Raw genomic sequence first — 17,968 nt, 5'->3', positions numbered from 1 at the left:
ATCAGGCGGGGGCTTTGCCGCGTCGCCACTGCATCCACGCACCGAGCGCCACCAGCAGCGCTGCACCAAATGCGATCCAGAAGCGGAAGACGAGCGTGTCGGCCGTGGGCGCAGGTGCCGCGTCGGCTGCGGGTTCGAGCTTGAGGCCGGTGACGGGCTGCGTGCTGTCCGGAGCCGGCTCGGCTGTCGGCGTTGTGGGCTCAGGCGCAGGAGCGGGTGCAGCAGATGGCGAAGCGACGACCACGGGCACCACCGGCGCATTCAACTTCGGCGCCACGGGTGTCGCAGCCGATGACAACTCCGCCTGCGCAAACCGCTGCACCGCCGTGTTTCGTTCACGCATCCCGGTGGCACGCACCGCCTCCGAATAAGCCTGTGCCAGCTCGCGCCGGGTCTTCGCGTCCGGCTTCCAGTAGTCCAGCCGCACCGCATCGAGCATGCGTTCCAGCGTCTGCGCGAAGGCGGCGCGGTTGTCGCCTTCCAGCCATTCGCGCGTGCCCAGCTTGTACTTGTCGCGCACATAGACCTCGTGCAGCGATTGCCACTGGTCCTGCCGCACGGTGCCCGGGGCCGTGACCTGCCAGCCCCACAGGAACTGCGCCGTCTTCAAGACCTGCAGCGTGCCGCTGTAGCCCTCGGCCTTCTGCGCCGCGATCCACTGCGGGTGCAGGTAGCGCGTCTGCATCTCGCGCGCGATGGCGCCGGCGGCCGTATCGGTGCGCACCGCGCTGCCATCGCGCAGGTTCTGCACGTAGAGCGCGGGGTCCTTGCCCGTGAGTTGCCGCACGGCCTGCGCGATGCCGCCCAGGTACTGGAACGGGTCGTCGTTGGTCAGCACGCCGTAGAGGTTGGAGCTGCGCGCCATCAGCGCCGCATCGACCTGCACGAGGTTGCTCGCATAGGCGCCGGGGCGCGCCACGCCATCGAGGCCCTTGCCGTAGGCGTGTCCCATGCGGTCGATGTAGAGCTGCGCCATCTGCGCGTCGCCACCGCCCCGCCGCTGATTGGCCCACACGTCGCTCGCCAGCGCAGCCTCTTCGAGCCCGGCGCCGTAGCTGCCCTGCTCGTTCGAGAACACGCGCGCGGTCGACCAGCGCGCGGCCTCGGCCGGCGTCGCGCCTTCCGCGCGCAGCTTGCGCGCCAGCGTCTCGCTGTGCCGTGCGACGGCGTTGCCGGCCTCGGGCAATGCGGCCACCTGTTGCACCGCCTCGTCGAGCCAGCGCATCACGTTCGGGAACTGGTCGCGGTAGGAGCCGGTGACGCTGACCAGCACGTCCATGCGCGGACGGCCCAGCACCTGCGCGGGGATCACGTCGATGCCGGTCATGCGGCCGGCGTCGTCCCAACGCGGCTTCACGCCCATGGCATAGAAGGCCTGGCTTTCCAGCACGCCCTGATGGCGCGATGCCTCGCCGGCCCAGAGCGTGAAGGCGATCTTTTCGGGTGCCTTGCCAGCGTGGGTCTTCGCGTGTTCGGCGATCCAGACATCCATCGCGGCCACGCCGGTCTCCCAGGCCGCTCGCGTGGGCACGCGGCTCGGATCGAAACCGTAGAGGTTGCGGCCGGTCGGCAGGCTGTCGGGGTTGCGTACCGGGTCGCCGCCGTAGCTGGCCTTGAGGTAGCGGCCGTCGAGCGCGGTCAGCAGGCCATTGATTTCCTCGTTGTGCGCGAGCACGCCATCGAGCTTCTGCGTGCGCTGGGCGAGTGCGAGAAGGCGTTGCACGTCGGCGGGCGTCTTGCCCATGGCACCGGCTGCTTGCGCATCCGTCAGGGCGAGTTCGACCCAGCGTGCCGGCCGCGAGGCGGCCACGTTCTTCGCGTCGATCAGGAAGGCTTCGTCGATGTCTTCGCCCAAGGCTTCCACCAGCGGCTTGCCGAGGATCTGCAGGATCGTCATGCGACGGCGCTCCGCATCCGGGGCCTGCCCGAAGGTCGCAAGGCCCAGCGGCTGCGCGGTCTGCGCCAGTTCATCGAGGTACGGGTGCAGCACGGCAATGAAGCCTGCGAAGTCGGCGCGGATCTGTGTCGGCGTCCATTTCAGGTCGCGGTCGAAATGCTGTTCGACGAACTCGCCCGTGAGCTGCCGTTCCATCGCCGTCTTCACCGGGCCGGGCGACAGCGTCTCCCAGTCGTGCATGCGCTCGTGCATCGCCTGCACGCCGGGGCGAAAGCCTGCAGGCGCGAACATCGGCGTCGAGTGGCTCACCATCGTCGCGCGCCCCCGGCGCTTGGCGGTGGTGGCCTCGCCGAGGTTGTCCATGATGTACGGATAGACGTTGGGCAGGTCACCGAGCGCAAGCAGCGGATCGTCTTGTACCGAAAGCCCGCGCTCCTTGCCCGCCGACCATTCGACCGTGCCGTGCGTGCCCACGTGCACGACCGCGCTGGCACCGAACTGCGTGCGCAGCCACAGGTAGGTGGCCAGGTAGCCGTGGCTCAGCGGAATGGCCGAGCGGTGGTACACCTGCTCGGCCTTGCCCGCCATCTGCGTGCCGGGCTCGAAACGCGGCGGCTGGCGCAGCACGACCACGTTGCCGAACTGCACGCGCGGGATCACGAAAGACGGCTCGCCCGCAACGGGGCGCAGCATGGTCGACTTCTCGGGCGGGCCCCAGTAGGTTTCGATGCGGCGCTGCGTGTCCGCTGGCAGCGCGCGAAACCACGCGACATAGTGCGACAGCGGCAGCGCATCGGCCAGCCCCCTGTCGAGCAGCGGTTGCAACGAATCGCCCTGCGCCCTCGGGTAGTAGGCCTTCATCGTGGCCTGCACCTGCGCGATGAGTGTGTCGGCGCCGGGGATGTCCGTGCGGTAGCCCGCGGACTTCATCGCCGCCAGCATGTTGTTCACGCTGCGCGGCACGTTGAGGAAAGAGGCGCCGAAGTTCGCCTCGCCCGGCGGGTAGTTGTAGACCAGCATCGCGACACGGCGGTCCGCCGCGGGCGCGCGCTGCAGGCGCAGCATGGCGGCGGCCTTGCCCGCCACCGCATCGATCTGCGCGGGCAGCGGCTGCAGCATGCCGCTCGCGGCATCGCGGGCGCTCACGAGCATGGGATCGGTCATGCCGGCCAGCTCGCTCGGGCTGTAGTACGACGCGATGTCGGTCTGCGCCAACCCGTCCTTGCTCTGCGCCCACTGCGTGGCGTCCATCGCCAGCGAAGGCAGCGTCTGGAGGACGGGCACGCCGATGCGTTCCAGCTCGGCCTTGCGCTCGTTGGGGCTGAAGACCAGCGAGGCGTTGACGATCAGGTCGGCCACGCGCTTCTCGTCTGCGCCCGCGCCGTGGGTCATGCGGAAGAACAGGTCTTTCTGCTGACGCGGACCGTAGAAGGCATAGGCGCGCAGGTCGCGCTGCTCGAGCGAGGCGATCAGGTGGTCGAGCCAGCCGGTGTCGTCGCTGGTCACGGTGGCGCTGTTGATGGCTATGGCGACCGTGCCGCTCGCGCCCGGCAGGCGGTCGAGCGCGGCGATGTCGGTTTCGATGCGCGGCCAGCCTGGGTGATAGAGACCAGCTAGCGGCAGTGGCACGGGTGCGGGCAAGCCAGCGAGGTCGCCCACCTGCGCCATCGCCTTCATCGCCGCATCGAGGTTCGCGCTACCGGAGAAGCGCCAGTACTCGCGCAAGCGCTGCGCCCATGCGGCATCGACGCCGCGCTCGGCCATCAACGGAGGGGCGCTGGAAGCCTGTCCCTTGGCCACGAGCGCGAATTCACCGACCAGCACATAGGGCACGGCGCTGCGCGAGATCGCATCGCCGAAACGCGCCGCAGCGGCCTGCGCCACGCTGATGTGCGGCGCGTCAATCACGAGCAGCCGCGCGCCTTCGAGTGCGGCCGATAACGCCTCAGGAGAATCCTGCGCAGCCGACACCACCTGCATCGGCAGCCCCGCCTCGCGCGCGGCCGCCTGCAGCCGCACCACGCGCGCCGGAGACACCAGCGACGTACTGAGCACCACGACGCGCGAAGCCGCCGTCTGCCCGGCCTGTGCCGGCGCCAGGAAGCCCAGCCCCATCAGAAGGAGCCAGAAGAAGAGCCGCGTCACTTCCCGCCCTGCGCAGGCACCGCATCGGCGGGCACGTAGACCATCGTGCCGTCCTTCAGCCGCCAAGCGGTGCCGGCCTTCTCGCCATCGCCCTGCCCCGTCGCGCCGCTGGCCTTGAAGCGCGTGATCTTCTGGCCCTCGCGCGTGATGATCTCCATGTCCGGCTGGCCCTCGTGGCGGATGATGGTCAGCTTGTCCTGCGCGAACGGATTCATCGGGTTGTTGATGACCGCGATCATCAGCATGCCGATGACCACCATGAACACATCGATCAGGTTGATGGTCGACAGCACCGGGTCGTCGTCATCGCTGTCGAGGCTGCTCAATATCGAGAACTGGCGCCTGCTCATGACAGCCGGTCCCGCGCATCGAGCACCGTCACCAGCTCGCGCATCAGCCAGCGCCGGCGCACGGTGTAGACCACGAAGGTGATCGAGGCCGAAGCCAGCGCCACGATCACGCTCGCGAACGCGGGTGCCAGGCTCTGCGCCACGCCCTGCGATTCGCCCGAAGCCACGGCCACCAGCGCCGGCCCCATCGGGATCATCGTGGCGATCAGCCCCAGCATCGGCGCCACGCGGCTGCACAGGCGCACGCCTTCGAGCTGCTTGAGCACCACCAGCTCCATCTGCTCCTGGCTCGCATCGGCATGGCGCTGCAGCGTCAGCACGCGCGCCGGGTCGCGGCGGCGCTGCAGGTACTCGATGCCGAAGGCGCCGAGGCAATACACCGCATAGACAAAGGACAGCAGCACGCCGAGCGTCACGGGCCAGAGGAACAGGCGCGCCAGCTCGAAGAGGACGGTATCGAAGGCCAGCATCAGGTGGGCTCCACAGGCGATGGATTGATGGACGGCCCATCGGCAAACAGGTCCGCCGCCCGGCCCCAGCATTCGTCGAACACCAGCGCCGACAGCGGCTCACGCCGGGCCCAGCGTTCGCGCTGCAGCATCGGCTCTTCATAGAAATCGTGCACCGGGCCCAGGCACAACAAGGCGATGGGCTCGGCATCGTCCGGCAGGCCGAGCAGCACCGACACCTCGGCCGGATCGAACAGCGACACCCAGCCCATGCCCAGCCCTTCGGCGCGCGCCGCGAGCCAGAGGTTCTGGATGGCGCAAGAGGCCGAGGCCAGGTCCATCTGCGGCAAGGTGCGGCGGCCGAAGACGTGCTTCTGGCGGCCGTCGGCCAGCGTCACCACCAGCAGCTCGGCTGCATCGAGCAGGCCTTGCACCTTCAGGCGCATGAACTCGTCTTCGCGCTGGCCGAGTGCGCGGGCGGTGAGCACGCGTTCGCGCTCGACGGTGTCGTGCAGGCTCTGCCGCAAGGCCTGGCCGCGCACGCGGATGAAGCGCCACGGCTGCATGAACCCGACGCTGGGCGCGTGGTGTGCGGCTTCGAGCAAACGGCGCAGCACATCGGGCGCGACCTCTCCGCCCGCGAAGTGGCGCATGTCGCGCCGCTCGTGGATGGCGCGGTAGACCGCGTCCACCTCATCGGCTGCAAATGCCTGCGCCATCGGGCTCAGTCCTCGATACCGCGCTGGGCAGGAATGCCGGCCTTGAACGCGTGCTTGACCATGGTCATCTCGGTCACGGTGTCGGCCAGTTCGATGATCTCGGGCGGGCAGCGGCGGCCGGTGAGCGCCACGTGCACATGCTTGGGCCGCGCGCGCAACGTCTCGAGCACGCCTTCGAGCGGCAGCCAGCCGTAGATGAGCGGATAGGTGATCTCGTCGAGCACGACGAGGAAGAACTCGCCCGAGAGGATGGCCGCCTTGGCTTTTTCCCAGCCGTCGCGCGCGAGCTGACCCGAGCGTTCGAGGTCCTGGCTCTTCCAGCTGAAGCCGTCGCCGAGCCCTTCGATCGGAATGCCGATCTGCTCGAACATGCGGTGTTCGCCAAAGCGCGCCGAGGGCACTTTCATGAACTGGTAGATCTTCACGGCCTTGCCGCGTCCGTGGGCGCGCAGCGCAAGGCCGAAGGCCGCGGTGCTCTTGCCCTTGCCGTCGCCGGTATTGACGATGACGATGCCGCGGCGTTCGCCTTCTGGCTTTTCGTAGGGTTTTTCGCTGGGAGGGGTTTCTATTTGCATGAGGGTTCCAATTCGGTTGCGCTGGCTGCCGCTACGGGCTGCGGGTCGCATCCTGTGTTCTTTGGGCAGTTGTTAGGGGCGTGGACGTTCGGGGCGCGTGCGAATGACATCGGGTACTCCCCTCCGCGAATGTCCCCCGCTTCGCTCCTCCTTTATTTCGCTGCGGGGAGCACCCGATGCCATTCGCACAAGGGCACGCTGCTGGTGTGTTCGCTGATCAACCAGTGCTCTGAAAACGCGCACGTCGATGGTGTGCTCTGCGCAGCGAAATAAAGGAGGAGGGGCGAAGCCCCGGGGGACATTCGCGGAGCAGAGTACGCCGTCGGCGTGCGCGCGCCCTGAATGACCCTTACGCATACCAACGAGCTGGCCCGCGCATTTCATAACGGCAACGCGATCCATTGATCGGCCACACGATGCACCCGGATGCGATGGTCGAACACCTGTTCCAGTGCGGCATGCGTGACGGGGTCGCCGCAATCTCCGTGATGCACCACGCGGCCAAGGTTCATCACGACCAGTTCGTCGGCGGCCAGCGCCATCGGCAGTTCGTGCAGCACGCTCACCACCGTCTTGCCTTCGGCAACGAGTGCGCGCGCGGTCTGCATCCAGTCGGCCTGATGCGGCGGGTCGAGGTTGGCGAGCGGCTCGTCCATCAGCAACAGATCGGCCTCGACCGCCAGCGCCCGCGCCAACAGCACGCGTTGACGTTCGCCACCCGAGAGCTGGCCCAGCGGGCGGTCGCGCCAGTCCCAGGCCTGGGTGCTGCGCAACGCGCGCTCGACGGCCTCTCGGTCGGCCGGACTCGGAGCTGCCAGCCACCGCTGGTGCGGCAGGCGCCCGAGCATGGCGATGTCATAGACCATCAGGTCGTCGGCACTGCCCTCGCCCGAGCCGCTCTGGCCGAGCCACGAGAGGCGCTGGGCGCGAACGCGGGCCGGAATCTTTCCTTGCGCCTCACCGAACAGGCGCACTTCGCCACGGTGCGCGAGCAGGCCGGCCAGCGCCTTGAGCAGCGTCGACTTGCCCGCGCCGTTCGGCCCGACGATGCTGGTCCATCGTGCGGAAGAAAGCCTCAGATCGATGCCATGCAGCACCTCGGTCATGCCGAGCGTGGCGCTCACGCCGCGTGCTTCGAGGGCCGGAACGAGGTCGTTGTCGCTCATGCCAGGCCACCTCTTGCGCTGCGGCGATGCATCAGCCACAGCAGGTAGCTGCCACCGAGCACGGCGGTGAGCACGCCCACGGGCAGCTCTTGCGGGGCGATCAGCCAGCGCGCCAGCAGGTCGGCCGCCATCAGCAGCAGGCCGCCCATCAGCGTCGACAGCACGATCAGCCGCGCATGCGTGGTCTTGACGATCGAGCGCACGAGATGCGGCGCCGCCAGCCCGACGAAAGCGATCAGCCCGGTCTGCGCCACGGCCGCGCCGGTGGCCAGCGCCAGCACCACCACGAGGGCCGCGCGCATCGCGCCCAAGGGCAGGCCCAGGCTGCGCGCGGTGGCCTCGCCGAGCGCCAGCCCGTCGAGCACCGGCGCCAGCGCCCAGCCCAGCAGCACACAGACCGCACCGACCATGGCCATCACCGCGCAGGCGCTCCAGCCAACCAGCCCGGTGCTGCCGAGCACGAAGCCCTGGATGGCCTGCAGGATGTCGGCCGACGCAATAGTGATCAGGTCTTTCGCGGCGCCGAGCACCACGCCGACGATCACGCCCGCGAGCAGCAGGCGCAGCGTCTGTTGCACGCCGCGCGCCAGCATCAGCGTGAGCATCACCGCGAGCACCGCGCCGACAAAGGCCGCGCCCGTGAGCCCGAGCCGCATCACCCACTGCATGCTCGCAGCCGAGCCACCGAACATCAGCAGCGCCACCGCCACGCCGAGCGAGGCGCCCGAGGCGCTGCCCAGCAGATAAGGGTCGGCCAGCGGGTTGCGGAACAGCCCCTGCGCCACCGCGCCCGCCAGTCCGAGCAGCGCGCCGGCAAGCCACGCGCCGAGCGTGCGCGGCAGGCGGATGTCCCACACGATCTGCAGCGCGACGGGGTCGTGGCGCGCCGACAGCAGGCTCTCGAAGCCGGTGCTGCCGATGCCCAGGCCGAACAGCAGCAGCGCGGCGCCCAGCACCAGCAGGCCGATGCCGAGCAGCAGCACGCGGCGCAGATGGGCGGTGTGCATGCGCGCCCCGCTCACCTCTTGCCCTTGTCGGCAAGGCACTGCGCCATCAGGCGTGCGGCCTCGTCCATGCGCGGGCCGGGGCGCACGAGCACGTCGGACTGCTCCGCGCTGAAGCGGCAGATGCGGCCCTCGCGCACCGCGCGGATGCCGGCCCAGCCGGGGCGTTGCTCCAGCCCCTGCGCGCTGCGCACGCTCACCATGATGAGGTCGGGGTTGGCGCGCACCACGTATTCGGGGTTGAGCTTGGGGAACGGGCCGAGCGCGGTCGGCACGATGTTCTTCACACCGAGCCGCGTGAGTGTTTCGCCGATGAACGACGACTCGCCCGCCGCATAGGGCGCGTTGTTGACTTCGAAGTACACGCGCAAGCCCTTGGCGCTCGGCGGCAACGACTGCGCGGCGGCCGACACGCTGGCATCGATCACGCGCCAGACCTTGGGTGCCTCGTGCGTGCCGAGCACCTGGTCGAGCTTGTCGAGCACGCGCCGCACATCGGCATGGCTCTTGGGCTCGAGCACCAGCACCTTCATGCCCAGCGCTTCGAGCCGCTGCGTGACGCGCGACGACTTGGCGAGCAGCACCGCATCGGGCTTGAGCGCGACGATGGCCTCGACGTTCGGATCGAGCCCGCCGCCGACCTGCGGCAGCGCCTTCACCTGCTCGGGCGAATTCGAATAGCGGTCGACGCCCACCAGCCGCGCGCAGGCGCCGAGCGCGCAGACCGATTCGGTGAGCGACGGCAGCAGCGAGACGATGCGCTGCGGCGGTTGCGGCAGGCTCACGGTCACGCCGCGTTCGTCGACCACGTCGAAGGCGTGCGCGCCCAGCGCAAATGCGGCCAGGCCAAAGGCGAACGACAGCGAGCGGATCAGTTTCTTCTTCATGCAGCGGGTGCTTTCAGGCTCAGCGGCAGGCCGGCCGCCATCAGTGTGACGCGGTCGCAGGCGGCGGCCACTTCCTGGTTCAGGCGGCCCAGCGCATCGACGAAGGCGCGCGTCTCGCGGCCCAGGGGAATCACGCCGAGGCCGATTTCGTTGCCGACCAGCACGACGGGACCGCGCGCCTCGCGCAGTGCGATCAGCAGCATGGCGACGTGCGTGGCCGGCGTGCGCGTGGCGGGCCGCGCGTCTTCCATCGGCATCAGCAGGTTGGTGAGCCAGAGCGTGAGGCAGTCGATGACCACCAGCGTCTCGGGCGTGCTCTGCGTGACGACGGCGCGCGCGAGCTCGATGGGCTCCTCGATGGTCCGCATGCCGGGCACGCGCTCGGCGCGGTCGGCCTGATGGCGCACGATGCGCTCCTGCATCTCGTCGTCGCAGGCCTGCGCGGTGGCGATCAGCACGGCACGGCGGCCCTTCGATTCGGCGGCGAGCCAGTCGATGGCGCGCTGCTCGGCGCGGCGCGACTTGCCGCTCTTCTGGCCGCCGAGGATGAATTCACGTTCAACGGGCATCGCTGTCTTCCTTCTCGGCGTCGTGGCTTTCGAGTTCGATCGGCATGGCGCCGAAAAGCCGCGCCGTGGCTTCGGGGCTGGAGGCGAACCATGCGTGGAAATAGCTCGCGCGCACCGGGCCATGCACATAGAAGGCTTCGCCGCTGCGCGCGCCTGCGGCCTGAGCCGCATCGGGCCGGCCGGTGTGGGCGGCGGGCACGAGCGGCGTGTCGCAGCTCGAATAGTGGAAGGTGTGGCCGCGCAAGGTGTGGCTGCCGAGCGTGAGCTGCTGCGGGCCGAGGCCGGCCAGCCGCTTTTGCATCGTCGCGCGGCCCGGGAGCAGGCCCCAGAGCCGATGGACGTCTGGCGGGCGCGTGGCATCGGCGTGCGTGGCCAGTTCGTCGAACAGCGCCATCATGCCGCCGCATTCGGCCCACACCGGCTTGCCGTCCGCGACATGCCTGGCCAGCGCATCGCGCATCTGCGTGCACCCGGCCAGGACTTGGGCATGCAACTCGGGGTAGCCGCCGGGCAGCCAGACGGCATCGCAGGCCGGCAAGGCATCGCCTGCGAGCGGAGAGAAAAAGGAAAGCCGCGCACCGAGCGCGGTGAGCACGTCGAGGTTCGCGGGGTAGATGAACGAGAAGGCCGCATCGCGCGCAATGGCGATGGTGCGGCCGGCCAGCAGAGGCTGCGTAGGCGCGACCGAAGCTTCCGCTTCGAAGCGAACCTGCGGCAGTTGTGCGACCGGCATCCGGCCCAACGGCGTTGCGGCCAGCACATCAGCTGCCGCGTCGAGCCGCGCCATCGCGTCCCCGAGTTCGGCCGCCAGGACCAGGCCCAGGTGCCGCTCGGGCAGCGAGAACGCCGGGTCGCGCGGCAAGGCGCCCAGCCATTGCGAAGGCTCGCGCAACGCGTCTTTCAGCATGTCCGCATGGCGCTCGCTGGCCACGCGATTGGCCAGCACGCCGGCCCACGGCAAACCGGGGCGGAAGTTCTGCAGGCCGAACGCCAGCGCGCCGAAGGTGCCGGCCATGGCGCCCGCATCGATCACCGCCAGCACGGGCAGGCCGAAGCGCTCGGCCAGATCGGCCGCGCTCGGCGTGCCGTCGAACAGGCCCATCACACCTTCGACGATCAGCAGGTCGCATTCGGCCGCCGCGGCACGCAGGCGCGCGCGGCAATCGGCCTCGCCGGTCATCCACAGGTCGAGCGAATGCACCGGTGCGCCGGTGGCCAGCGCCAGCCAGTGCGGATCGAGAAAGTCGGGCCCGCACTTGAAGGCCCGCACGCGCCGGCCCTGGCGTGCATGCAGCCGCGCGAGCGCGGCTGCGACGGTGGTCTTGCCCTGCCCCGAGGCAGGGGCCGCCACCAGCACCGCGGCGCAGGCGGGGGCCGCGGCGCCGTCGGCGCCGCTTCGTTGCAAGGGTTGGCTTATTGCGGTGTCCACTTGAGACCGACGTAGGCGGTGCGGCCCGCCGTGGCGTAGAGCCGTGCGTACTCGTAGTCCTTGTTGCCGACATTGTCGACGCGCGCAATCAGGTTGAGGTCGCGGGTGATCTGCTTGCTGGCCGACAGGTTCAGCAGGGTGTAGCCACCAAGCTTGACGATGTTTTTCAAGCTGTCAGTGTCCAAGCGCCTGCTGGAGGCCTGGATCTCGGCGCCCAGCGTCCATCCGGCAACACGCCAGTCCGCGCCGATCACACCGTGGCGACGCGCGCGTCGCTGGAGCAGGTTGCCAGTTCCCAGGTCTTTCGGGTCCTGGACATCGAACGATGCGCGCAGAGTGATATCGCCAATGCGATGTCCACCTGATAGCGTAATGCCCTGATAACGAGCGAGTGCGGTGCTGGCATAGCACCCAGGCGCTGCCGAGCATCCGCTGGCACTGCGGTCGAACGTGATCTGATTCTCGACGCGGTTGCGGTAGACGACGATGCCCGCGCGCGTAGCGCCCTCGGTGTATTGCAGACCGACTTCGACATTGCGGCCGAACTCTGGCTTGAGGCTGGGCGTGCCATTGGCGCTAAAGCGCTGGAACAAGGTGGGCACACGGAACGCCGTGCCCGCCGACGCCGTAGCGCGCAATGTGGGGGTGATCGCGTAGCCATAGGCCGCACTGCCCGTGCTCTTTCCACCAAACTCGCTGTCCTTGTCGTGACGCACATGCAGTTGTAGCGAGTGTGGGCCTTGCACGAAACCGTAGCCGAGCGACAGGGCATCCTGCGACCGGTCACGCGCCAAGAGCTTGGCCGTCAAGGTGTCCGGCGGATTCACCAGCCCGTCTTCGCGGCGTTCGAGCGCGGCCGTCACCAGATGGGGGCCGAAGCGGAACTCGTTCTGGAACAGGTAGCCGCGCAGGTGCGTCTCGGTGCGGTAGTAGGCGGGGTCGGTCTCGTAGGTCGAGCGTGAATCGGTCACCTGCACGCGGGTGCTGTAGATCTCGTTCCACTTGGCCGACCATGCCAGACTGGCAGTGCGAAGGGTGTTGCTCGACAGATCGTCCTTGAACAGAAACGGCAGCTTGGTTTTGGCGAAATTGATTGTTGGATCGTAGCCCGCCACAATGTCATTGGAGAGCAACGTTGCCTCGATGCGCTGGTCGGGCGCAATCTGGTAACCCAGCTTCACATTGCCCGAGTTGCTGCGATAGCCATCGCGGTCAGGACTGGCCCAGTTGTCAATGGGCACCCACCGCTTCGACGCTGGCTGGATGTTGAAGCCCTTGCTCTCTTCATGCGCCACGCCGAACGAGTAGTCAAAGGCGCCCGACTTGCCACTCAGGCCCGCTTCGAGCTTGCGCAAGTTGTAGCTGCCGATGCCCACGCCCACATAGGGCGACACGCCTTCTTCGCCGCGCTTGGTGAACAGTTGGATTACCCCACCGATGGCGTCGGAGCCGTACACCGCGGCGGCGGGACCGCGCAGCACTTCGATGCGGTCGATCTGGGCAAGCGGAATACCAGCCCAGACGGCACCGCCGGTCGATTGCGAGTCGACGCGCACCCCGTCGATGTACACGGCCGTAAAACGTGTTTCGGCGCCGCGAATAAAAACGCTGGTGTCGTTGCCAATGCCGCCATTGCGCGTGATCTCGATGCCCGGCTGACGCGCCAGCAGGTCGGCCACGCCGGTCGCGCCGCTGCGCTCGATGGTCTGGCGGTCGATGATGGACACGTCGCCCACGATCTCCGACAGCGCCTGCGGCGTGCGGTTCGCGGTGACCACGGTTTCGCCGAGCGTCGGCGCTTCCTGGGCATGGGCGAGGCCACCGAAGGCCGAGGCGAGCGCGAGCGGCAGGCACGCGAGGTGGCTGCGGCGCACAGGGGCGCGGCCGCGAGAAAGAGAAACGCAGGAAATCATGAATTGAGCCGGACGAACATCAATGCCCCTTGCCGGCCTCCCCGCCGGCGCCTGGGCGCCATGGCTGCCTGGTGCATCGATGATGCGGTTCATCGTCATGCATGCGGCAGCCGCCTCGTTGGCCGGTATCCGGGCTGGCAGAACGGCCCCTCGCCGCCTTCCCAGGCGCCTGTTTCAGGGCGCCCAGTGGCTGGATGGAAAGGGGTTGGCGCCTTGCGGCGCCGTCTGCTTGACCGTTGCGGGGGCAGCGCAGGTGGCTTGGGCCTTGGGTCCCGTGTTCGGGGGCTTCCACTCCTGCTTCCCGTTGAACTGCGCCGTGTGAACCACGCCGCGAGCACCAACGGGCGGGATTTTAGGCCCTGCCACCACCCGTTTAAGTCGAAAGTTGCGCCCCGCTAACATCGACGCCATGGACTGTTGCGTTTTGAAGACCATGAAACGGGCATCGGCATGATGCGGCCGGCTTCGCTTTTTCTGAGTCTTCGTTCGGCGCTGCAACGGCTCTTCGGCGTCTCGGGCTGGCAGTCGATGCTGCTGTGGTCCATCGTGGCCGGCCTGCTCGGCGCACTGGCCACCGAACTTTTTCGCGCCGCGCTGTATGCCTTCGAGCATCTGGTGCTGGGCCCCGGCGAAGGCCTCGTGGCCATGGCGCGCCATCTGCCGTGGTGGGCGCGCATCGCCTGCCCCACCCTCGGCGGGCTGGTGGCCGGCGGGCTGCTGGTGCTGGCCAGGCGCGTGACGGTGCAAAGCGCCACCTCCGACTACATGGAAGCCATCGTGCTCGGCGACGGGCGCATTCCGGTCGCGCAGACGCTGGTGCGCAGCGCGTCGTCGCTGGTGAGCATCGGCAGCGGCGGCTCCATCGGGCGCGAAGGCTCGATGGTGCAGCTTGCGGCACTGGCCGCCTCGCTGCTGGGCCGGGTGTTCCGCTTTCCGGTCGAGCGGCTGCGCCTGCTGGTGGCCTGCGGTGCGGCGGCCGGCCTGACCGCCGCCTACAACGCACCGATTGCCGGCGCCTTCTTCGTCGCCGAGATCGTGCTCGGCTCCATCGCGATGGAAAGCGTGGGGCCGATCATCATTGCCTCGGTGGTCGCCAACGTGGCCATGCGCGCGCTGCCGGGCTACCAGCCGCCCTACCTGATGCCGGTGTTTCCCGAGATCCACGGCACCGAGGTCGTGCTGTTCGCGTTGCTGGGCGTGCTGCTGGGCTTTGTGTCGGTGGGCTTCCTGCGGGCGCTGCACGGCAGCCGCGCGTTGTTCGCGAAGTTGCCGATCGCGCTGCCGTGGCGGCTGGCCCTCGGCGGGCTGGTGATGGGCGTGATTTCGGTGCCGCTGCCCGAGGTCTGGGGCAACGGCTACAGCGTGGTCAATGCGGTGCTGCACACGCCCTGGCCCTGGACGCTGATCGCGATGGTGCTCGTGGCCAAGGCCGTCGCCACGCTGGCCACGGCCGGCTCGGGTGCGGTGGGCGGTGTGTTCACGCCCGCGCTGTTCTTCGGCTGCATGATCGGCGCGCTGTTCGGGCTGGGCGTGCAGGCGTTGTGGCCGGCGGCAAGCTCGGCCCCGTTCGCCTACGCCATCGTCGGCATGGGCGCCTTTCTGGCGGGCGCGACACAGGCGCCGCTGATGGCAATCCTGATGATCTTCGAGATGACGCTGAGCTACCAGGTGATGTTGCCGCTCATGGCCGCCAGCGTGATCGCGTATTTCGTGGCGCGCTCGGCCAACGCCGGTTCCATGTACGAGATCACCTTGCACCGCAATGCACAGCGCGATGCGCAACTGCGCCTGCGTGGGCTGCACATGCGCGACCTGGTGCAGCCCGCCGAAACCGTGGTCGGCCCGGACGCCGGCCGCGAAGCCATGAGCCGGATCTTTCTGCAGCATCCGGTGAAGTACCTCTACGTGGTCGACGCCGGCAACCGCTACCTCGGCGTGGTGCCGCTGGCCGCGCTTGGCACGGCGCCGTCGGAGACGACCGCAGCCGAACTGCTTTCGCAGGCCATCCAGCCGATCACGGCCGACACCAGCCTCGGCGAGGCATTGCAACGCTTTCTGGAGCACCGTGGCGAACGCTTGCCGGTGATCGAAAGCACCGAGCAACCCGTGCTGCTGGGCGTGGCCGCGAAGAGCGCGCTGCTCGCCACCTACGTGCGGCTGAGCGAGTAGCGCTCTGCACGATGGCCCTGCTTACTTGGCGGGGCGCACCGCCATCACCTCGATCTCGACCAGGTAGGCCGGATTGGCGAGCGCCGCCACCTGCATCGCCGAGCGCACCGGCAGTCGGGGCTGCGCGGTGGTGCCGAAGAACTGGGTGTAGCCGTCCATGAAGCCGGCGAAGTCCATCTTGTTGTCCTTGGCCGGATCGCCTACCAGGAACACCTGCATCTTCACCACATCGCCCATCGTGAGGCCCAGGCCCGCGAGGCTTTTCTCGATGGCCTTGAGCACGCCGATGGTCTGGCCCTTGGTGTCGCCGCCGTAGGCCGCGGCACTGTTCTTGGGCGCGGTCGCGTCCTGCAGGGGCGGCACCTGGCCCGAGAGGTAGACGTTGGTGAACGACGATGGAATTTCCACCGCCGCCGAAATCGGGAAGGACGAATTCGGAATGCGATGGCGAATGATCTCGTCGGCCGCGTGCGCGGCACCGATGCCGGCTGCGAACACTGCGGCGGCGAGCGCCAGCTTCTTCGTGATGGAGGTCATGGTCATGTGTGTTGTCTCTCTGAAGGGATGAAAGGAAGGATCTGCCAGGTGTCGGAACAAGGTCAGGGCCGCAGCTTCTTGACGTTCTCCGCCACGATGGCGTCGGGGTACTGGTTGCCGAAATGGGTACGTGCGTAGACGACCACCGAAGCGATCTGCTCGTCGCTCAGCATCTTGCCGAAGGCGGGCATGCCCTTCTGGCCGTTGATCACCACGTAGAGCGGATATTCGGGGCTCGCGAGCCGCGGGTTCGAGGCAAGCGCCGGGTACGCGCCGGCCCCTTTCGCGCCCTGCCCTTGGGCCATGTGGCAACCCTGGCAGGTGGCGCGGTAGATCGACTCGCCCGAGCTTTCCTGGAAGCGGGGGCCGACGGAGAACGCGGGCTCGGGCGATTGCGCGAATGCAGACGGGCCGGCCACCGAGGCCAGCGCGCCGAACGAAAGGCCGAGCAGCGCGCGCTTGAAGGTCGTGATGTCGTGGTTCATGGTGGGTGTGTCCTTCATGCGACGGTCAGGCCACGGCACGGGCGTGCAGCCGCTGGATGGCATCGAGCGACGAGAGCAATGCGCCCTCTTGCCAGGCCGGAATGTAGGAGGCGTGTTCTCCCGCCAGCGCGATGCGGCCATCGACCTGGCACAGGTTCTTGTAGTGCTTCTGCCGTGTCTCGTCGGTCCACATGCCATAGCAGCCGTGCGAGCCCGGCACGCGGTGCCAGCCGACCGAGATGCCGTTGTCGAACTCGCGCGCGTACTGCGGGTGCAGTTGCGTGCCGAACTCGACCGCGCGGCGCACGCGCTCCTCGGGCGCCATGGCGGTGAATTCGTAGGAGTTCAGGCCATCGAACACATAGGCGCCGAGCACCACTGATTTGCCCTTGGCGCCATAGCGCGTCGAGGGGTACGAGATGCGCGAGATCGGCAGGTCGGTATAGCTGATGCCGCCGTAGATGTGCTCGTCTTCTTCCCAGAAGCGGCGCTTGAACTGCAGGCCCACTTTCACCGATGCGCCATAGGGCACGGCGTTGATGGCCTCCTGCATCGGGGCGCTGACCTGGATGTCGATCTGGCTCAGCACCGACAGCGGAATGGTGCACAGGCACCAGTCGGCCTTGGCCTGCGTGACGGCGCCGCCCTTGGATGCGTCGGTGTAGGTGACGGTCACGCCGCGGTCGTTCTGCTCGATCTTCGTGACCTTGGCGCCGTAGCGGATCAGGCTGCCGACTTCTTTCTGGAAGGCCTTGGCGATCATGTCCATGCCACCCACGGGCTGGAAGATCGCGCTCTGGAATTCGTAGTCTTGCCCGCTCGCGATGTAGCGCCAGAGATTCGATTGCAGCAGCTCGCTCATGTCGAGTGGCTTCGATGGCGTGGCCAGCGGCATGAGGCCGCCGCCCGCATCGACTTCGTAGCCACGGCGGTCGCTGCTGATGGGGCCTTCGCGATAACGGAATTGCGTGTCGAGCGCGCCCCAGCGGCGCAGGCCTTCGAGCAGCTTTTCCTTGTCTTCTTTCGTGAGTGCTGCATCGAGGTTGCCTTGCGTGGCGGCCTTGCCGAGCAGCTCGGCGACATAGCCCTGGTAGTCGGCCTGCACGTGGCGATAGCGCTGCGGCTTGCCGCCGTAGGCTTTGCTCGAATGCACCAGCGCGTTGTAGTTGACCTGGACGAAAGGCTCCAGCGCCACGCCCAGGCGCTTGCAGTAGCCGAGCACCGCATGGTGGTGATACGGAATGCGCCACGGCCCCGGATTGAAGTACTCGCCCTTGGCAAAGCCGCACTGCTGCACGGCGCCGCCGAGTTCGGTGAAGGTGTCGCCACCGCGCAGCGTCCAGCAGCGGCCGCCGGCGCGGTTGCTGAATTCAAGAACCTTGACCGAGTAGCCCGCGTTGCGCAACTCGAGCGCGGCGGCCATGCCGGCCAGGCCCGCACCAAGAACCAGCACCGACGCACCCTTCCTTGCGCCATCGAGCTTCGGCGGCCCGTTGTAGTTGGACTCGGCGGCAAAGCCCAGTGATGTCATCGCCTGGTACATCGCGCCGCCTCCGGCGGTCTTGCCGATGAGGGAGAGCAGGTCGCGCCGACTGAATAAAGTGTTGTTCTTCGTGGTCATTGACTGGCTGTGGGAGTTTGAAAGGCAACTGGAAGGCAGCAGAATCCATGCCA

The 17,968-nt window shown here is 68.1% G+C and carries 15 protein-coding genes and 1 riboswitch; of the genes, 1 reads left to right on the top strand and 14 read right to left on the bottom strand.

Going from position 1 to position 17,968, the window contains the following annotated elements; translation table 11 throughout:
* Nucleotide 1: 1 nt before the first annotated feature.
* The 11 genes from cobN to ACGLHS_RS13705 form a co-directional block, all read right to left on the bottom strand.
* Entirely contained in the window at nt 2-4,042 is a 4,041-nt protein-coding gene (cobN, locus tag ACGLHS_RS13755) for a cobaltochelatase subunit CobN (RefSeq protein WP_394480437.1), read from the bottom strand.
* On the bottom strand, nt 4,039-4,392 hold the full coding sequence (locus ACGLHS_RS13750) for a DUF2149 domain-containing protein (RefSeq protein WP_093241293.1): 354 nt from the start codon (nt 4,390-4,392) through the stop codon (nt 4,039-4,041). Before ACGLHS_RS13750 ends, cobN begins: the two co-directional genes overlap by 4 nt.
* On the bottom strand, nt 4,389-4,862 hold the full coding sequence (locus ACGLHS_RS13745) for a MotA/TolQ/ExbB proton channel family protein (RefSeq protein WP_093241296.1): 474 nt from the start codon (nt 4,860-4,862) through the stop codon (nt 4,389-4,391). Before ACGLHS_RS13745 ends, ACGLHS_RS13750 begins: the two co-directional genes overlap by 4 nt.
* Nucleotides 4,862-5,560: a 5,6-dimethylbenzimidazole synthase gene (gene bluB / locus ACGLHS_RS13740; RefSeq protein WP_394480434.1), complete on the bottom strand. Its 699-nt coding sequence runs from the start codon at nt 5,558-5,560 to the stop codon at nt 4,862-4,864. Before bluB ends, ACGLHS_RS13745 begins: the two co-directional genes overlap by 1 nt.
* A gap of 5 nt (nt 5,561-5,565) precedes the next feature.
* Nucleotides 5,566-6,135, bottom strand: coding sequence for a cob(I)yrinic acid a,c-diamide adenosyltransferase (cobO, locus tag ACGLHS_RS13735; RefSeq protein ID WP_013541785.1), 570 nt, complete (start codon nt 6,133-6,135; stop codon nt 5,566-5,568).
* Nucleotides 6,136-6,515: 380 nt separating this feature from the next.
* Nucleotides 6,516-7,301 carry an ABC transporter ATP-binding protein gene (locus ACGLHS_RS13730; RefSeq protein ID WP_394480431.1) on the bottom strand — a complete coding sequence of 262 codons (786 nt, stop codon included), beginning with the start codon at nt 7,299-7,301 and terminating at the stop codon, nt 6,516-6,518.
* Nucleotides 7,298-8,308, bottom strand: coding sequence for a FecCD family ABC transporter permease (locus ACGLHS_RS13725; RefSeq protein ID WP_394480429.1), 1,011 nt, complete (start codon nt 8,306-8,308; stop codon nt 7,298-7,300). Before ACGLHS_RS13725 ends, ACGLHS_RS13730 begins: the two co-directional genes overlap by 4 nt.
* Before the next feature lie 11 nt (nt 8,309-8,319).
* Entirely contained in the window at nt 8,320-9,192 is an 873-nt protein-coding gene (locus ACGLHS_RS13720; protein ID WP_394480427.1) for an ABC transporter substrate-binding protein, read from the bottom strand.
* The gene (locus ACGLHS_RS13715; protein ID WP_394480425.1) at nt 9,189-9,761 is read right to left on the bottom strand and encodes a bifunctional adenosylcobinamide kinase/adenosylcobinamide-phosphate guanylyltransferase; all 573 of its coding nucleotides are present in this window, start codon (nt 9,759-9,761) and stop codon (nt 9,189-9,191) included. Before ACGLHS_RS13715 ends, ACGLHS_RS13720 begins: the two co-directional genes overlap by 4 nt.
* Nucleotides 9,751-11,166 carry a cobyrinate a,c-diamide synthase gene (locus ACGLHS_RS13710; protein ID WP_394480423.1) on the bottom strand — a complete coding sequence of 472 codons (1,416 nt, stop codon included), beginning with the start codon at nt 11,164-11,166 and terminating at the stop codon, nt 9,751-9,753. The genes ACGLHS_RS13715 and ACGLHS_RS13710 overlap by 11 nt, the downstream gene beginning before the upstream one ends.
* Before the next feature lie 8 nt (nt 11,167-11,174).
* Nucleotides 11,175-13,103, bottom strand: a complete 1,929-nt coding sequence (locus tag ACGLHS_RS13705; RefSeq protein ID WP_394481448.1) for a TonB-dependent receptor domain-containing protein — start codon at nt 13,101-13,103, stop codon at nt 11,175-11,177.
* Between the two features lie 102 nt (nt 13,104-13,205).
* Nucleotides 13,206-13,460: riboswitch (cobalamin riboswitch) on the bottom strand.
* 93 nt (nt 13,461-13,553) lie between these two features.
* Between ACGLHS_RS13705 and ACGLHS_RS13700 the strand changes: the two genes are divergently transcribed.
* Nucleotides 13,554-15,272, top strand: coding sequence for a ClcB-like voltage-gated chloride channel protein (locus ACGLHS_RS13700; RefSeq protein ID WP_394481446.1), 1,719 nt, complete (start codon nt 13,554-13,556; stop codon nt 15,270-15,272).
* 21 nt (nt 15,273-15,293) lie between these two features.
* Here ACGLHS_RS13700 and ACGLHS_RS13695 read toward each other — a convergent pair whose 3' ends face one another.
* The 3 genes from ACGLHS_RS13695 to ACGLHS_RS13685 are packed head-to-tail and all read right to left on the bottom strand — an operon-like array spanning nt 15,294 to nt 17,915.
* Nucleotides 15,294-15,815 carry a RidA family protein gene (locus tag ACGLHS_RS13695; protein ID WP_394480421.1) on the bottom strand — a complete coding sequence of 174 codons (522 nt, stop codon included), beginning with the start codon at nt 15,813-15,815 and terminating at the stop codon, nt 15,294-15,296.
* A gap of 56 nt (nt 15,816-15,871) precedes the next feature.
* On the bottom strand, nt 15,872-16,294 hold the full coding sequence (locus ACGLHS_RS13690; protein WP_394480419.1) for a c-type cytochrome: 423 nt from the start codon (nt 16,292-16,294) through the stop codon (nt 15,872-15,874).
* Between the two features lie 25 nt (nt 16,295-16,319).
* Nucleotides 16,320-17,915 (bottom strand): flavin monoamine oxidase family protein, encoded by a 1,596-nt coding sequence (locus ACGLHS_RS13685; protein ID WP_394480417.1) that lies wholly within the window; start codon nt 17,913-17,915, stop codon nt 16,320-16,322.
* Nucleotides 17,916-17,968 lie beyond the last annotated feature (53 nt).

It is taken from the genome of Variovorax sp. VaC1 (genome assembly GCF_043658315.1).
GTDB lineage: Bacteria > Pseudomonadota > Gammaproteobacteria > Burkholderiales > Burkholderiaceae_C > Variovorax.
This window is presented reverse-complemented; position numbering and strand designations above follow the sequence as displayed.

Coding starts and splice junctions, on each gene's coding strand:
- ACGLHS_RS13745 (WP_093241296.1), bottom strand. CDS start 4,862: ATGCTGGCCTTCGATACCGTCCTCTTCGAGCTGGCGCGCCTGTTCCTC.
- ACGLHS_RS13695 (WP_394480421.1), bottom strand. CDS start 15,815: ATGACCATGACCTCCATCACGAAGAAGCTGGCGCTCGCCGCCGCAGTG.
- ACGLHS_RS13750 (WP_093241293.1), bottom strand. CDS start 4,392: ATGAGCAGGCGCCAGTTCTCGATATTGAGCAGCCTCGACAGCGATGAC.
- ACGLHS_RS13715 (WP_394480425.1), bottom strand. CDS start 9,761: ATGCCCGTTGAACGTGAATTCATCCTCGGCGGCCAGAAGAGCGGCAAG.
- ACGLHS_RS13700 (WP_394481446.1), top strand. CDS start 13,554: ATGATGCGGCCGGCTTCGCTTTTTCTGAGTCTTCGTTCGGCGCTGCAA.
- cobO (WP_013541785.1), bottom strand. CDS start 6,135: ATGCAAATAGAAACCCCTCCCAGCGAAAAACCCTACGAAAAGCCAGAA.
- bluB (WP_394480434.1), bottom strand. CDS start 5,560: ATGGCGCAGGCATTTGCAGCCGATGAGGTGGACGCGGTCTACCGCGCC.
- ACGLHS_RS13725 (WP_394480429.1), bottom strand. CDS start 8,308: ATGCACACCGCCCATCTGCGCCGCGTGCTGCTGCTCGGCATCGGCCTG.
- ACGLHS_RS13705 (WP_394481448.1), bottom strand. CDS start 13,103: ATGATTTCCTGCGTTTCTCTTTCTCGCGGCCGCGCCCCTGTGCGCCGC.
- ACGLHS_RS13720 (WP_394480427.1), bottom strand. CDS start 9,192: ATGAAGAAGAAACTGATCCGCTCGCTGTCGTTCGCCTTTGGCCTGGCC.
- ACGLHS_RS13730 (WP_394480431.1), bottom strand. CDS start 7,301: ATGAGCGACAACGACCTCGTTCCGGCCCTCGAAGCACGCGGCGTGAGC.
- ACGLHS_RS13690 (WP_394480419.1), bottom strand. CDS start 16,294: ATGAACCACGACATCACGACCTTCAAGCGCGCGCTGCTCGGCCTTTCG.
- ACGLHS_RS13685 (WP_394480417.1), bottom strand. CDS start 17,915: ATGACCACGAAGAACAACACTTTATTCAGTCGGCGCGACCTGCTCTCC.